General features: G+C 43.6%; 13 protein-coding genes and 1 pseudogene. 7 read left to right on the plus strand and 7 right to left on the minus strand.

Features of this window, described 5'->3' with window-relative positions:
- Positions 1–439 precede the first annotated feature (439 nt).
- The 4 genes from ACROAE_RS13485 (at position 440) to ACROAE_RS13500 (ending at position 5608) form a co-directional block, all read left to right on the plus strand.
- Positions 440–1969, plus strand: a complete 1530-nt coding sequence (locus ACROAE_RS13485) for a Re/Si-specific NAD(P)(+) transhydrogenase subunit alpha (RefSeq protein WP_432402566.1) — start codon at positions 440–442, stop codon at positions 1967–1969.
- Positions 1970–1980: 11 nt separating this feature from the next.
- Positions 1981–3465, plus strand: coding sequence for a Re/Si-specific NAD(P)(+) transhydrogenase subunit beta (gene pntB, locus ACROAE_RS13490; protein ID WP_432402568.1), 1485 nt, complete (start codon positions 1981–1983; stop codon positions 3463–3465).
- 104 nt (positions 3466–3569) lie between these two features.
- Positions 3570–4592: a diguanylate cyclase domain-containing protein gene (locus tag ACROAE_RS13495; RefSeq protein WP_432402570.1), complete on the plus strand. Its 1023-nt coding sequence runs from the start codon at positions 3570–3572 to the stop codon at positions 4590–4592.
- Between the two features lie 317 nt (positions 4593–4909).
- Positions 4910–5608, plus strand: a complete 699-nt coding sequence (locus tag ACROAE_RS13500; RefSeq protein ID WP_432402572.1) for a DUF3581 domain-containing protein — start codon at positions 4910–4912, stop codon at positions 5606–5608.
- A 299-nt stretch (positions 5609–5907) separates the two neighbouring features.
- On the opposite strand, the gene ACROAE_RS13505 is transcribed toward ACROAE_RS13500, so the two are convergent.
- From ACROAE_RS13505 to hldE, 3 genes are all read right to left on the minus strand, one after another.
- Positions 5908–6381: a TetR/AcrR family transcriptional regulator gene (locus ACROAE_RS13505; RefSeq protein ID WP_432402574.1), complete on the minus strand. Its 474-nt coding sequence runs from the start codon at positions 6379–6381 to the stop codon at positions 5908–5910.
- A 247-nt stretch (positions 6382–6628) separates the two neighbouring features.
- A complete protein-coding gene (locus ACROAE_RS13510; protein WP_432402576.1) occupies positions 6629–7591 on the minus strand; it encodes a hypothetical protein in 963 nt (320 codons plus the stop codon).
- 3 nt (positions 7592–7594) lie between these two features.
- Complete coding sequence (gene hldE / locus ACROAE_RS13515; protein WP_432402578.1) at positions 7595–9025, minus strand: bifunctional D-glycero-beta-D-manno-heptose-7-phosphate kinase/D-glycero-beta-D-manno-heptose 1-phosphate adenylyltransferase HldE; 1431 nt, start codon at positions 9023–9025, stop codon at positions 7595–7597.
- 105 nt (positions 9026–9130) lie between these two features.
- Between hldE and ACROAE_RS13520 the strand changes: the two genes are divergently transcribed.
- Positions 9131–10057, plus strand: a complete 927-nt coding sequence (locus ACROAE_RS13520) for an LpxL/LpxP family Kdo(2)-lipid IV(A) lauroyl/palmitoleoyl acyltransferase (protein ID WP_432402580.1) — start codon at positions 9131–9133, stop codon at positions 10055–10057.
- Between the two features lie 47 nt (positions 10058–10104).
- Here the strand turns inward: ACROAE_RS13520 and ACROAE_RS13525 are convergent, their stop codons facing one another.
- Both ACROAE_RS13525 and ACROAE_RS13530 read right to left on the minus strand, forming a co-directional pair.
- Positions 10105–10491 (minus strand): hypothetical protein, encoded by a 387-nt coding sequence (locus ACROAE_RS13525; RefSeq protein ID WP_432402582.1) that lies wholly within the window; start codon positions 10489–10491, stop codon positions 10105–10107.
- A gap of 93 nt (positions 10492–10584) precedes the next feature.
- A pseudogene (locus tag ACROAE_RS13530) lies at positions 10585–11252 on the minus strand (nitroreductase family protein).
- Positions 11253–11402: 150 nt separating this feature from the next.
- Here ACROAE_RS13530 and ACROAE_RS13535 point away from each other — a divergent pair.
- Both ACROAE_RS13535 and ACROAE_RS13540 read left to right on the plus strand, forming a co-directional pair.
- Complete coding sequence (locus ACROAE_RS13535) at positions 11403–12083, plus strand: nucleoside-diphosphate sugar epimerase (protein WP_432402584.1); 681 nt, start codon at positions 11403–11405, stop codon at positions 12081–12083.
- A 110-nt stretch (positions 12084–12193) separates the two neighbouring features.
- Positions 12194–12373 (plus strand): helix-turn-helix domain-containing protein, encoded by a 180-nt coding sequence (locus ACROAE_RS13540; protein WP_432402586.1) that lies wholly within the window; start codon positions 12194–12196, stop codon positions 12371–12373.
- Positions 12374–12484: 111 nt separating this feature from the next.
- Here the strand turns inward: ACROAE_RS13540 and nqrF are convergent, their stop codons facing one another.
- Together nqrF and nqrE are read right to left on the minus strand one after the other, a co-directional pair.
- Positions 12485–13702 carry an NADH:ubiquinone reductase (Na(+)-transporting) subunit F gene (gene nqrF, locus ACROAE_RS13545; RefSeq protein ID WP_432402588.1) on the minus strand — a complete coding sequence of 406 codons (1218 nt, stop codon included), beginning with the start codon at positions 13700–13702 and terminating at the stop codon, positions 12485–12487.
- Positions 13703–13726: 24 nt separating this feature from the next.
- Complete coding sequence (nqrE, locus tag ACROAE_RS13550) at positions 13727–14335, minus strand: NADH:ubiquinone reductase (Na(+)-transporting) subunit E (protein WP_432402590.1); 609 nt, start codon at positions 14333–14335, stop codon at positions 13727–13729.
- Between the last annotated feature and the right edge of the window lie 8 nt (positions 14336–14343).

Raw genomic sequence — 14343 nt, forward strand, 5'->3', positions numbered from 1 at the left:
TGAGTTAGCTTACTACTAGGTTCGAAAACCAAAAAAGAATAAAAGATAATTTTTTATTCCATTTAGGAATATGCAAAGGTGTTTTTTTAGGCTACAAAAGTGTGGCGGAGTTAAAAGTTTTTAAATTACCTCAATTTAAAACCAAGGAATTAGCCTAAAGGCACTTGTACCGAACACGCCTCATGTCGCAAGCTAGGAGGTCCAATTAACTAATGAAAAACTATCAGGTTGATTGTTCTCTGAGTAAAACGACATATGAATATGATATCGCGATGTCATAGCAATGCCATTGGTTAAATAGTTTACCCGACTTCAATGGTCATATGCTGCACTTTTTCTATCCTATAAGTGCCCATGTGAAGCTAGTAATACTCAAACACAATGGTCTATTGATGGGGAAAGCAATAGACGGTCTTTTATTAACCATCAGGAAACAGTCATGCAGATTGGAATACCGAGAGAAAGTATCGAAGGTGAAACTCGAGTCGCGGCGACTCCAGCCACTGTGGTACAACTAAAAAAACTCGGCTTTAGTGTGGCAGTCGAAGCACAGGCAGGTGTGAAGTCGAGCTTTGATAATGCTGCATTTGAAGCCGCTGGGGCTGAGGTAGTCGACAATGTGTTCGACGCTGACTTTATTTTTAAAGTGAATGCACCCACCGATGACGAAATTAAAAAAATGAAACCGGGCACGACGTTGGTCAGTTTTATTTGGCCAGCACAGAACCCTGAGTTAGTTGAAAAACTTTCAAGTCAAAATATTACCGTAATGGCAATGGACATGGTGCCGCGTATTTCACGCGCCCAATCGCTAGACGCATTATCGTCAATGGCTAACATTGGTGGCTATCGCGCGGTGATTGAAGCTGCACACGAATTTGGTCGTTTCTTTACCGGACAAATTACCGCTGCAGGTAAAGTGCCACCCGCCAAAGTGTTGGTTATTGGTGCTGGTGTAGCCGGTCTTGCCGCTATTGGCACTGCTGGCTCTTTAGGGGCCATCGTACGCGCATTTGATACTCGCTTAGAAGTCGCTGAGCAGATTGAGTCAATGGGCGGCAGTTTCTTAAAGCTTGAATTTGAAAATAAAGAAGGCGGATCATCTGACGGTTACGCCAAAGTCATGTCAGATGAGTTTATTGCCGCTGAAATGGCATTATTTGCCGAGCAAGCCAAAGATGTCGACATCATCATCACCACAGCGTTAATTCCTGGTCGTCCTGCGCCAAAGCTGATCACTAAAGACATGGTCGACACCATGAAACCGGGGTCAGTGATTGTCGATTTAGCAGCCGCGACGGGTGGTAACTGTGAATATACCGTTACTGGTGAGCGCTTTATTACCGACAACGGCGTTAAGGTATTGGGTTACACCGATTTACCGGGTCGTTTACCGGCGCAATCGTCACAACTTTATGGCACTAACCTAGTCAATTTGATGAAGTTAATGTGTAAAGCCAAAGACGGTAATGCCGTGCTCGATTTTGATGATGTGGTTATGCGTAATATGACTGTGACCCGTGGCGGCGAAATTACTTTCCCACCACCAGCAATTTCAGTATCAGCTGCGCCACAAAAACCTGCCGCGAGTATTGAACCCAAAGCGGCAAAAGTGGAAAAGGCACCGTCAAAACTTAAGTATATTTTAGGCGCGTTAGGGCTTGCAGGCTTTGCTGCTGTCGCGTCGGTTGCACCGGCGGAGTTTTTATCACACTTCACCGTATTCATCCTATCGTGTGTGGTGGGTTATTACGTGGTGTGGAATGTGTCGCACTCATTGCATACCCCACTAATGTCGGTCACCAATGCCATTTCAGGCATTATTGTGGTGGGCGCGTTATTGCAAATAGGTCAAGGTTCAGCATTAGTCACGGCGCTTGCGTTTGTTGCGGTGCTTATCGCCAGTATCAACATCTTTGGCGGGTTTACCGTCACTCAGCGCATGCTGAAGATGTTCCGTAAAGATTAAGGAGTCATATCGTGTCTCAAGGACTGGTTACAGCATCTTATATCATTGCCGCGGTGTTTTTTATTCTCAGCCTAGCTGGGTTATCAAAACAAGAAACCGCTAAAAATGGTAATTTATTTGGCATTATTGGTATGGCGATTGCGCTTATTGCAACCATACTCAATCCTGCTACGAGCGGCGTAGAATGGATTATTCTCGCCATGGTCATTGGTGGTTCAATTGGTATCCGCTTAGCATTGAAAGTCGAAATGACTGAAATGCCGGAGCTGGTCGCCATTTTGCACAGCTTTGTTGGTTTAGCTGCGGTATTAGTAGGCTTTAACAGCTTTATTGATATTCAGCCCCATGAAGTGTCTGAAGTCGTGTTGGTATTAGGGCAAGACCTGAATACCACTCTCGCTAGCGCCAAAGCGGCGTTTATTGAAGCCAACGCAGCACAACAATCCGAACACCTAACCGGTGCCATGCTCAACATTCACTTGGTTGAAGTGTTTTTAGGCGTGTTTATCGGTGCAGTGACCTTTACCGGTTCGATTGTGGCGTTTGCTAAATTACGCGGGCTGATTTCATCAAAAGCATTAATGTTACCGCACCGCCACAAGCTTAATTTGCTTGCGGTAGTGGTTTCATTCATTTTGATGGTGATGTTTGTTCAAGCTGGCGGCGCAGTAACGCCCATCATTTTGATGACCCTAATCGCCTTTGCATTTGGTTGGCATTTAGTGGCATCTATCGGTGGTGCAGATATGCCAGTGGTAGTGTCAATGCTGAACTCATATTCAGGTTGGGCAGCCGCAGCAGCGGGCTTCATGCTATCAAATGACTTACTGATTGTTGTCGGTGCCTTAGTGGGCTCGTCAGGTGCGATTCTGTCTTACATTATGTGTAAAGCCATGAACCGCTCGTTTATTTCAGTAATTGCCGGCGGCTTTGGTAACGATAGCGTGGCATCAACGGGTGATGACACTGTGGGCGAATACCGTGAAACTACCGCTGAAGATGTCGCTGATATGCTTAAAGCATCGGACTCAGTCATCATCACCCCAGGTTATGGTATGGCAGTTGCGCAAGCGCAATATCCAGTCGCTGAAATCACTAAAAAGTTACGTGCATTAGGCATTAAGGTTCGCTTTGGTATTCACCCTGTTGCAGGGCGCTTACCCGGCCACATGAACGTACTATTGGCAGAAGCTAAAGTGCCTTACGATATCGTGCTCGAAATGGACGAAATCAACGAAGACTTTAGCGACACCGATACAGTTTTAGTGATTGGCGCAAACGATACGGTTAACCCTGCGGCTATGGAAGATCCAAGCAGCCCTATCGCGGGTATGCCTGTACTCGAAGTGTGGAAAGCACAAAACGTGATTGGCTTTAAACGTTCAATGAATACCGGTTATGCCGGTGTACAAAATCCATTGTTCTTTAAAGACAATACCCAAATGTTATTTGGCGATGCCAAAGACAGCGTAGAAGCGATTTTAAAAGCACTTTAACGCTTGACGTTATCAGTTAAAATACCAGCTCATTAGCTGGTATTTTTTTACCTCAAAATTCGCTAAACTAGGCAAATATGACTTAAAAGGATTATCGGTTATCAATGGCATTGCAGGACAACATGACTCCGCTGCAGCTTGAACTTGAACAATGTAAGCTCAAAATTAAGCAATTAGAGCGAGAGAATAGCCACCTTACCTTAGTGAACAAACGGGTAAATGAGCAACTCAATGCTGCCCTTGATGGCACTGGGTTATGTCTGTGGGAGCAACACATCCCTAGCGGTAATTTGACCATTTTTAATCAACAATGGGGCAATCTGCTCGGCTTTACTCGTCAAGAACTCCCTGCCCATATCGACAGCTGGAAAAACAACTTACACCCAGAAGATAAAGACTGGGTGATAGCAGCATTTGAAAGTCACGTCGCTGGCAAAGCTGAAACCTATGAAGCAGTGCACCGCATGACCCACAAAGATGGCACTGTGGCATGGGTATCGGACCGTGGCCGCATTATTGAACATGACATTAATGGCAACCCATTACGCATTATGGGAACGCACATTGATGTCACCAAAGAAAAGCGTTACGAAGAAGATTTAGCCAAACTCGCCCACCGAGATCCGCTCACTAACTTACTCAATCGTACGGCAATAGTGACCGCCTTTAAGCATGAAAAACAACAACAAGATAAACACCACCTCGGCGCATTATGCTTTATCGATCTTGATGGCTTTAAAATCATTAACGACCATTTAGGCCATCGTTATGGCGACAGTTTGCTTATTCATATTGCCAAAGATCTCACTCGCATATGCCAACAGCTGTTTTCGCCACCCGATACAGCAAGTAAACAATATAGTTTTCATATTGCCCGCTTTGGTGGTGATGAATTTGTCATTTTAACCCAATGTTATGATATTGATGTATTAACCCAGATGGCCAACAGGCTACTGGACCTATATCGAAAACCACTCAAACTCAACGGCGAAACAATAAGTATCGGATTGAGCATAGGCATCAGTTTATTCGACGAACTCGATGAGTTTGCTAACGTGTGCGAGCAAGCAGACAAAGCCATGTATAGCGTCAAAAATCACGGCAAACACAACTTTTTATTTTGGTAAAAATTGGCCACTAGGCGCCTAACACCAGTTAAGAAACTTCCCGTTGGTAACAAGACGTTGTATAACTGCGCAGCACAATTCATTTATGCTCATGCCAAAACGCACCTGCATAACCGACAAACTATCGACAAACTGAACTTAAGTGCGAGACAAGCCCTAGTCATCGGGTGAGTTTATTTGATGTTTTAAAGTACACTCTGGCTCAATTAGCTATTTTATTAATATATTGTTGCCCAAAAGCATGTTTATTGCTGCATAATCAGTAACAAACCGCTGCTGTGCGATAGCAGACAACTGACCAATAAGAATTATTCTTTATGTTTTTATCACCGTATTTTACTCAGCAAGATCAAAGCGTGTTTATCTCTGCCCAGCAGGCGAGTGACTTTGCCAAAAAAGAGGCTGAAGACTTTAACCCTATCCATGACGTAGGCGCCAAGCGTTTTTGTGTGCCTGGTGACTTACTCTTTGCCTTGGTATTAACGCAATACGGTTTAAGCGCGAATATGAAGTTTAAGTTTGCCGGCATGGTGGGTGATAATGTCGAACTGCATCTTGATAAAGGTGTCACCGACAAATTCAGTATTTGCGATACCAAAGGTAAAGAATACCTGCACATTGAACGCCAAGGTGAGGTATGCAAGTGCGATGTACAAACTGCGGCATTCATTAAAAGCTATGTGGCGTTTTCAGGGCTTAACTTCATTCATGTGTTGATGCCAATGATGAAGCAACATCAAGTGATGATTAATCCAGACCGCCCACTGGTGATTTACGAAAGCATGTCGTTCCATCTTGACCACTTTGACTTTACCACCATGAGCTTACACCTCGTTGACCAGGCCCTGGTCATTAATGGCAAGCGTGGTGATGTCACCCTAACTTTTGAGCTGCAAAGCGAAGGTAAAGTGATTGGTAGCGGGATGAAAACGTTAGTGTTGAGTGGCTTACGTGAATATGACGATGAAAAAGCACAACTATTGTGTGACGCCTATGAAAGTAGAAAACAGCGTTAATTGTATTTAATACCATTGCGCGGTACTCAAAAAGCGCTGGACGCATTCTGAGTGGTCACTTATTAATGCAGATTGGTATAATACCCAAACAAAAAAACGCGAGCTGCACTTTGGTGTGCAGCTCGCGTTTTTTACCATTTTACTATCCTGTTTTACACTCAATTTAACCCGTAAATTGCTGCACTTCAGGCCATGGTATGTCGGTGTTTTATTGATCATTTCGCCAATTTAAACACCGATGTGTTACTTACAAGGTAAAATGACTATTTAGCCAAATTATCTACTCTACGATCAATGGCTTATTGCGCAGTTTTTCCATCGTGTAACAGTGCTATTGCACTGTGTCCAATTAGTTGCTCAACACATTGGCTACCTGCCTCAGCAAAATGACTGATAGCAGTCTCTTTTGCCATGTTAAGCGATTTCAGCGTTTTTACATTGTCATCAACACTACCGCACAAACTAAAAAATAGTTGTAATACGGCTTTCCGCTCGGGTTGTTGCATCAATGCATACCAAGATTGCTGTAATGACTCAATTGAAGAAAAATCTAATCCCTCAATGAAAAACTGCCCTATGCGCTCATCTAAACGCACTAAAAATTCCGTTTTACGTGGAAAATGATGACTAATACCAGTTCGGCTTACCCCAGTCGCTGCTGATAAGGTGGTATAAGACATGGCCTCAAAACCAATCGTGAGGATTTGCTTAAAGGCTTCGTCTAAAATTTGGTTAACGGTTAACTCAGTTTCAACGCGTGAACGCTTGGCCATAAACATAGTCTCTCTAATTATTTTGGTGCAAGAGCTTACCAGACCATACTAGAAAATTCTGCTAAGAATTAGCAAATTTACAACATATTTAACCGTACAATATCCAGAAAGGCAGCCTAAAACAGAACATTATCGCGATAACTAATGGTTTACCCCTTTAAAATCAAAGGTTATAGAAATTGTCTGATAAATGATTGGCGGGCAATAAAATATGATGTGTTTTTTTTGAGTCACAAAGAGTTACAAATTATTGAATTGTATTGAACTGATTTTGTAGCCATTGCTGCGTCGCATCTTTGCCCATCAGCTGTTCAAGTGTTGGTGATAACACTTCAACTAGCTTAGGTTGACGCCAAAACATATAGCCGGGTAACGGTTGGACAACACCGGCACCAAACGTTCGTTGCACTAAACTCGAAAACTCTCCCATGTCGCGTGACGACCATAAAGGCATTAACGGATACACTTCAGCAATAAAATCATCGTACCGAATAAAATGCTGTAATTGCTCAATATTATAGTGAGTTAACACAATTTGCAGTTGCGGCGCACTCCAATGAGATAAATTACCGCTATCGTTAATTAACGCCAGATTACGGCGGTGAAATTGTTGCCACGCGAGATCAAGCTGAGAATAGTGCTGTGCAATTCGCCACAGTAAATATAAATCGGCCAGCCATTCATGCTGATACTTGGTTAATGAACTCGGTAAAATATGGTTTTGCAGACGTATATTGTGTAAATGTCCTATCTCATGCCATAGGGTTAATTGTGCTTGCTGGGGTAAAGGCAATTGATAGGTCGTTAACCCTATCGAGCCACTTTGCTCGACAATGTCTTTTGTTGGATTAACCACAATGATACCGGCAATATGCTCATCAACAGCCGACAACACCATCGCACTTTTATACCCCATGGCAGCACGAATAGCTTGCGGCGAAAATACACCTTGCTGTTGCAGGGCTTGGGGCAATAAATGCAAGCAAGCGGTTAATTGAGGCAAATGACAAATTAATGCACGCTTGATGCCGATATCGGTGAAGTACCCTTGTGAATGAGGCGATACAGTAACAGCATCTATTTGCAATGACGCCGTGACTGTATGCTTAAGCTGAGCAGTTGGTGTAGATTGAGTAGATAAGGTTTCACTGGCAATGCTAGTGCAGTAACCGATAAGGCCGATGAATAACCATTGCCAGTGTTTAACCATCAACTATTTTTTCGACATAATATTTTGGATAATTGCAGTGGTTGATACGCCTTCTTCAAACCCAAGCACTTCCACTTTGCCTCCGGCAGCAATCACTTCTGCGCCGCCAGCAATATCTTCTACTTTATAATCGCCACCTTTGACGAGTGCGTCAGGTAATAACCGTGCAATCACACGCTGCGGTGTATCTTCAGCAAAAGGCACAACCCAATCCACAGACGCTAATCCCGCTAATACCGCCATACGGCGATCGACAGGGTTCACAGGGCGACCAGGGCCCTTTAAGCGTGTTACGGAATCATCGCTATTCACCGCCACAATTAAGCGATCGCCCAAGGCTTTAGCTTGTTGTAAATAGCTCACATGGCCAGCATGTAAAATATCAAAACAGCCATTGGTCATCACAATACGCTCGCCACGCAAACGGGCCTGCTCCATTGCATACGCTAATTGATCTTCTGTCATAACACCAAAACCAGACTCACCACTATTGAGCGCTAATGCTTGAATCAGCTCAATGCGGCTCACTGTCGAAGTGCCTAGTTTACCTACCACTACACCAGCAGCAGTATTGGCGATGGCACACGCTTGTGCCAATGTCGCACCTGCAGCAATCGATGTGGCTAATGCAGAAATTACCGTATCACCGGCGCCTGTCACGTCATACACTTCACGGGCAACAGTTGGAATATGCAGTTCAGGCTGATCTTTAGACACCAAGGTCATGCCCTTTTCAGAACGAGTCACTAAAATGGCTTTAAAGTCATGTTGCTTAATTAACGCCTGCGCTTTTTCAATCAGATCATCTTCACCGGTTACGGTACCCACTACGGCTTCAAACTCACTCATGTTTGGTGTGATAAGTGACGCACCATGGTAGCGGGCAAAATCATGGCCTTTAGGGTCGACCAATACTGTCACGCCTTTCGCGCGGGCTTTGGCGATAAAGTCTTTAGGTTCGTGAATCGCGCCTTTGGCGTAATCAGACAGTACTAACACATCTACGTTATCTAAAATCGATTCACTTTGGTCAAACAGCGCTTGGCTACTGGCTTTATCGAACAATTCTTCAAAATCTAAACGGATTAATTGCTGGTTACGAGACAATACTCGTAATTTTGTAATCGTGGGCTTATCGGCAACGCTTAACCATTGCGGTTCAACACCAAACACTTTAACCCCTTGAGTTAACGCTTCGGCAGTTTCATCTTGGCCGACGAGGCCGGCTAAATGAACATGTCCGCCCAGAGCGGCAATATTCAATGCCACGTTGGCAGCGCCGCCAGGTCTATCTTCAATCTGGTTAATTTTAACAACAGGCACAGGCGCTTCGGGAGAAATGCGTCCCGTTGGACCCACCCAATAGCGATCCAACATTACATCCCCAATCACTAAAATACGCGCGTTTTCAAACGCTGGGAGAGAAACCTTCATTGTGTATTCACTGTGTTGTAAAAATTTAACCGCAATTGTACCTAATTTTCAGCAGAATAATGAGTTAGAATAACAAATAATTTTTGAGAACAAGACGAGTTATCTGTGGTCGAAAAAGCCGAATTTTCTTCTGATTTATATCATCCTAAACATTGGCCTATGTGGTTTGGCGTATTATTAATGCGCACTACGTTATTGCTGCCCTTGCGCTGGCAAATGAAAATGGGCAGCGCCATTGGCCGCTTAGTTAAAAAATTGGCTAAAAGTCGTGCTCATACCGCCCGTCGTAATATTGATTTATGTTTTCCAGACATGAGCGAAACAGATAAGCAAGAGCTCCTCGACCGCACCTTTGAAGAAACCGGCAAAGCGTTATTCGACACCATTAACGCATGGTGGTGGTCAAATGATCGTATTCAACAACACATGACCATCAAAGGCACCGAACATGTCAGCGACAGCCTAGACAGTGGTAAAGGGGTGATTTTATTTGCGGTGCATTGCTTACCACTTGAAATGGGCGCGCGTATCTTTGGCCAATTTGCGCCCGGTATTGGGGTATATCGCCCGCATAACAATCCGGTGATGGAATATTTGCAGGTAAAAGGTCGGTTGCGCTCAAATAAAGGCCTAGTGCCCAAACGTGATGTCCGCCAAATGATCCGCAGCTTACGCGCCCCGAATGTTATTTGGTATACCGCCGATCAAGACTTTGGCCGTTCAAGCGCAGTATTTATCCCGTTTTTTGCCGTGCCCGATGCGGCAACCATTACCGGTGCGACCTCACTGGCTAGACTCGGTAAAGCCAATGTATTGCCTTTTTTTGTTGAACGTAACGCCGACGACACAGGCTATAATCTCGAAATTATGCCTGCGCTCGACAACTTCCCCGGCGACAACGAAACCGATGACGCCATTCGCGGTAATCAAATTGTTGAGCAATTAATTAATCGCAATCGAAACCAATACATGTGGCTCCATCGACGATTTAAAACTCGGCCAGTTAAAGGCTCACCGTCGTTATACAAATAATAAAAAAGCGCCATGAAGGCGCTTTTTATTTAATCTTTAACAATGCTTTAGGTCTTTTTAGTCGTAAACTCGAATTCTTGCGAGATATGTGCCGCTTTAAACCCTGCCGGATTTTGCATTAAATTGGTTGCAATAAAATCGGCTGCCATACCAAATGGCTTTTTATTAATTTGGCGCATAAACATCATTCCTTGCGCGGATTTAGCGCTCAGATACGAATAAGCCAAACTATTACATTCTACAACCCAATCGGCAGTAACACTGGCCGCTTCTGTTTTTGGCAAACAACTTAACCCAATTGAATCTTCATTAAGTGTAATCGACAACTCAACGAGATCGCCCTGAGCCGATTGAGTATCTTGGTTGTCAGCCTCAGCCAACATCGACATCATGCCACCCAAAGCCAACGTCAGTACCGTGCTTGATAATTTCATATTAACTCCTTTTAATACTTTATAGCGTGAAACACCGTCACGAATAGCAATCACACCTCGGCCGAAAGCATGGCTGTGACTGCCTTGGTCTATTTACAAAAAGTCACACATTTCATTCAGTGATTTTTATCCATTGCATGCTGTGGAACCGTGGCATTGTCGGCAGGATAACCGGCAATAATTAACATATATGGCCGTTCGTTATCGTTGTCTCGACCGCATACTTTGCTCAAAAAGCTCATGGGTTTAGGCGTATGGGTTAATGTACCAAGCCCGGCATGATGAAGCGCCTGAATTAAAAAACCAGTCGCGATACCCACAGACTCATGTACATAATAATTGGTCTTTTGCTCGCCTTCATCCTCACTGCGTTTTTGACTAAACACCGCAATCAACCAGGGCGCATGTTCCAAATAAGGTTTATTTGCATCTGTACCTAATGGTTTTAACGCATCTAACCATTCTTCTCCAGCGCGGCCAGCATAAAAAGCCTGCTCTAACGCTTCAGCTTGTTGACGGATTTGTGCTTTTATCTCAGGGCTATTAATCGCCACAAAGTGCCAAGGTTGATGATTAGCCCCATTAGGCGCTGTGCCTGCAGCTAAAATACATTGTTCAATAATGGCTTGCGGTACTGCGCGATCGGAAAAGGCCCGAATAGAGTGACGACGCTTAACCTCTTGATAGTTATCTTGGGCACGTTTAAGCATTTCATCTTGCGGGTATTCTATAAAATCGGTAAGCGGCAAATGCGCTGTCATAACATGTCCTTAAAATGAGCCGATTGAGATAATGCTATAAGCTAACAAACATCACTAAAAATGCTATACAAATATTCTTATTGAATCCCTATCGCCGACAGATTACAGTCAATAGCATGAGTTCAACGTTTTAGCATAATAAAGGATTATATGATTGCAGCGATAATGGGCGCGACTGGCTTAGTCGGTAATGCGTTACTGAGCCAATTAATTGAAAGTGAACAGTACAGCAAAGTTATCGTGATTGGACGTTCAACACCTGCACTGGTTGAGCATCAATTTGGCGCTGAAAAAGTGCAATTTATTGCCTGCCAAATTGATGAGTTACGTGAGTTAACCTTATCAGAAAAAATCGACCATGCGTTTTGCTGCCTCGGTACCACCATAAAAGAAGCCGGTAGCGAAGAAGCCTTTATTCAAGTCGATAAACTTGCGGTACTCGCCTTTGCTAAATTATGCCTGGTGCAAAATAATCCCACACTTAAATTTATGGTGGTTACCGCGCAAGGCGCTAGCGCCAAATCAACCGTGTTTTATAATCGGATTAAAGGTGAAGTCGAACAAGGGTTAACGGCTATGGCATTGCCTGTGTTAAATATTTTCCAACCTAGCTTATTATTAGGCGAGCGCGCTCAAGGGCGTTTTTTAGAAGGGATTGGACAAACATTATTTAGCATTCTTGGCTGGCTATTCATTGGGCCATTACGCAAGTTTCAACCGATTGATGCAAACACAGTTGCGGAGGCGATGTACCAAGTCGCACTCAAGCCTCAAACCGCACCAACAACCAGAATAATCACCAATGTGATGATGCATAACAGCCAACATTAAGCCTCTGAGCTCGGAATACGAAATACGAAATACGAGATAATAGCGAAACGAAGCAATAGATTAACGATGTAAAAGACTCTAGCAAGCAACCGGTAAGGATGGAGAAGAATATGAATGACAATGATTATTTAACTTTAGATGAAGTCTGCGAAATACTCGATAAAAGTCCTACAACGATTAGACGCTATGCTCGAGAGAATCTGTTATTGAGTGAGCAAAATGGCCAAGAACTGAGTTTTAATAAAGTGGAAGTCATGCGCTATTTAACTTTTTCAGACCGCTTAGGTTAATGCGATAAACACCATCAAGCACATAAAAAATCCCCAAGCGCTTAACGCGCTTGGGGATTTTTGTTATCTCACCGCTACACTGAATCGGTTAACGCCTCAAATACATTGGCACTAATCGCCAAAGTCATCGAGTAAAATGTTTTCAGACTCCACACCCAGACTTTCTAGCATGGCGATAACTGATGCATTCATGATTGGCGGGCCACACATATAAAACTCGCAATCTTCTGGCGCTTTATGCTGTTTTAAGTAGTTCTCATACAGCACGTTATGAATAAAGCCGGTGTAACCCGTCCAGTTATCTTCTGGCAACGGATCAGACAGCGCTACATGCCAGACAAAGTTATCATTTTCGGCAGCTAATTGATCAAAGTCTTGTTGATAAAACACTTCACGAGTTGAACGAGCGCCGTACCAAAAACTCATTTTACGCTTGGTTTTAACACTTTTTAATTGATTAAAAATGTGTGAACGCATTGGCGCCATACCCGCACCACCGCCAACAAACACCATCTCAGCATCGGTTTCTTTGACAAAAAACTCACCAAAGGGTCCTGAAATCGTGACCTTGTCGCCGGCTTTTAAATTAAAGATGTACGACGACATTTTACCCGGAGGTAAGCCCTCTTTTGGCGGGGTCGCAATACGCACGTTAAGCATAATACGGCCCTTTTCATCTGGGTAGTTTGCCATTGAGTAAGCACGTAAAACGTCTTCATCAACGGTAGACACTAAGTCGAATAAGCCGTACTTAACCCAGTCGCCACGATACTCCTCAGGAATATCAAAATCGGCATAACGCACTACATGAGCAGGCGCTTCAATTTGAATATAACCACCAGCTTTAAATAATACTTCTTCGCCATCAGGAATTTTTAATAGCAATTCTTTAATAAAGGTTGCCTGGTTATTATTTGAAATAACCTCACATTGCCATTTTTTAACCCCAAAGATTTCTTCGTCAACTTCAAGTTCCATGTCTGTGCGCACGGCAACCTGACACGCCAAGCGACAACCTTCTTTGGCTTCTTTTTTAGTAATATGATCAAGCTCAGTGGCTAAAATATCACCGCCGCCCGATTTTACTTTAACGCGACATTGGCCACAGGTTCCGCCACCGCCACAAGCCGATGGAATAAAAATTTGTTTTCCTGCTAACGCGCTAAGTAACTTGTCACCAGCGGGTGTTGTCACGCTTTTACTTGCATCACCATTAATGCCAATAGTGACATCAGCGGTACTGACTAACTTACGTTTGGCGAGTAAAATCACCATTACTAGGATGCATACCACAATGGTAAACATGCCTATACCTATTGCCATTTCCATTACATAGCCCTTCTTATCAATGCGTTATAACGTGATGCCAGCAAAAGACATAAACCCAAGCGCCATCAACCCTGTCGTGATAAAGGTAATACCGATACCTTGTAAACCATCAGGTATGGCATGAAACTTCATCCGCTCACGTAAGCCTGCAAGTAATACAATCGCCATTGCCCAACCCACAGCCGAACCCGATGCAAACACCACAGATTCAGTAAAGTTATAGTCACGGTTAGCCATAAAAATAACCCCAGCAAAAATGGCGCAGTTTACGGTTAATAACGGTAAAAAGATCCCCAATGACTGATACAAAGTAGGAATGTAACGATCTAAAAACATTTCTAAAATTTGCACTAATGCGGCTATCACCCCAATAAAGGTAATCAGCTGTAAGTAGCTTAAATTTAACTCAGCAAAACCTGCCCAGGCTAACGCACCAGGTGCAAGAATATTCACATAAATGATTTGATTTAATGGCACAGCCAGCACCATCACCACAATCACGGCAATCCCTAAACCAAACGCGGTAGAGACCTTTTTAGACACGGCAAGAAACGTACACATACCCAGGAAAAAGGACAGGGCCATGTTGTCGATAAATGCAGCTTGGATAAATAAATTAATATAGTGTTCCATGATGCTTC

Source organism: Shewanella sp. MF05960 (genome assembly GCF_050849305.1).
Taxonomy (GTDB): domain Bacteria; phylum Pseudomonadota; class Gammaproteobacteria; order Enterobacterales; family Shewanellaceae; genus Shewanella.

Excerpts from the sequence above, each read along its gene's own strand:
- ACROAE_RS13485 (WP_432402566.1), top strand. The coding sequence starts at position 440 with ATGCAGATTGGAATACCGAGAGAAAGTATCGAAGGTGAAACTCGAGTC.
- ACROAE_RS13495 (WP_432402570.1), top strand. The coding sequence starts at position 3,570 with ATGGCATTGCAGGACAACATGACTCCGCTGCAGCTTGAACTTGAACAA.
- ACROAE_RS13500 (WP_432402572.1), top strand. The coding sequence starts at position 4,910 with ATGTTTTTATCACCGTATTTTACTCAGCAAGATCAAAGCGTGTTTATC.
- ACROAE_RS13505 (WP_432402574.1), bottom strand. The coding sequence starts at position 6,381 with ATGGCCAAGCGTTCACGCGTTGAAACTGAGTTAACCGTTAACCAAATT.
- ACROAE_RS13510 (WP_432402576.1), bottom strand. The coding sequence starts at position 7,591 with ATGGTTAAACACTGGCAATGGTTATTCATCGGCCTTATCGGTTACTGC.
- hldE (WP_432402578.1), bottom strand. The coding sequence starts at position 9,025 with ATGAAGGTTTCTCTCCCAGCGTTTGAAAACGCGCGTATTTTAGTGATT.
- ACROAE_RS13525 (WP_432402582.1), bottom strand. The coding sequence starts at position 10,491 with ATGAAATTATCAAGCACGGTACTGACGTTGGCTTTGGGTGGCATGATG.
- ACROAE_RS13535 (WP_432402584.1), top strand. The coding sequence starts at position 11,403 with ATGATTGCAGCGATAATGGGCGCGACTGGCTTAGTCGGTAATGCGTTA.
- ACROAE_RS13540 (WP_432402586.1), top strand. The coding sequence starts at position 12,194 with ATGAATGACAATGATTATTTAACTTTAGATGAAGTCTGCGAAATACTC.
- nqrF (WP_432402588.1), bottom strand. The coding sequence starts at position 13,702 with ATGGAAATGGCAATAGGTATAGGCATGTTTACCATTGTGGTATGCATC.
- nqrE (WP_432402590.1), bottom strand. The coding sequence starts at position 14,335 with ATGGAACACTATATTAATTTATTTATCCAAGCTGCATTTATCGACAAC.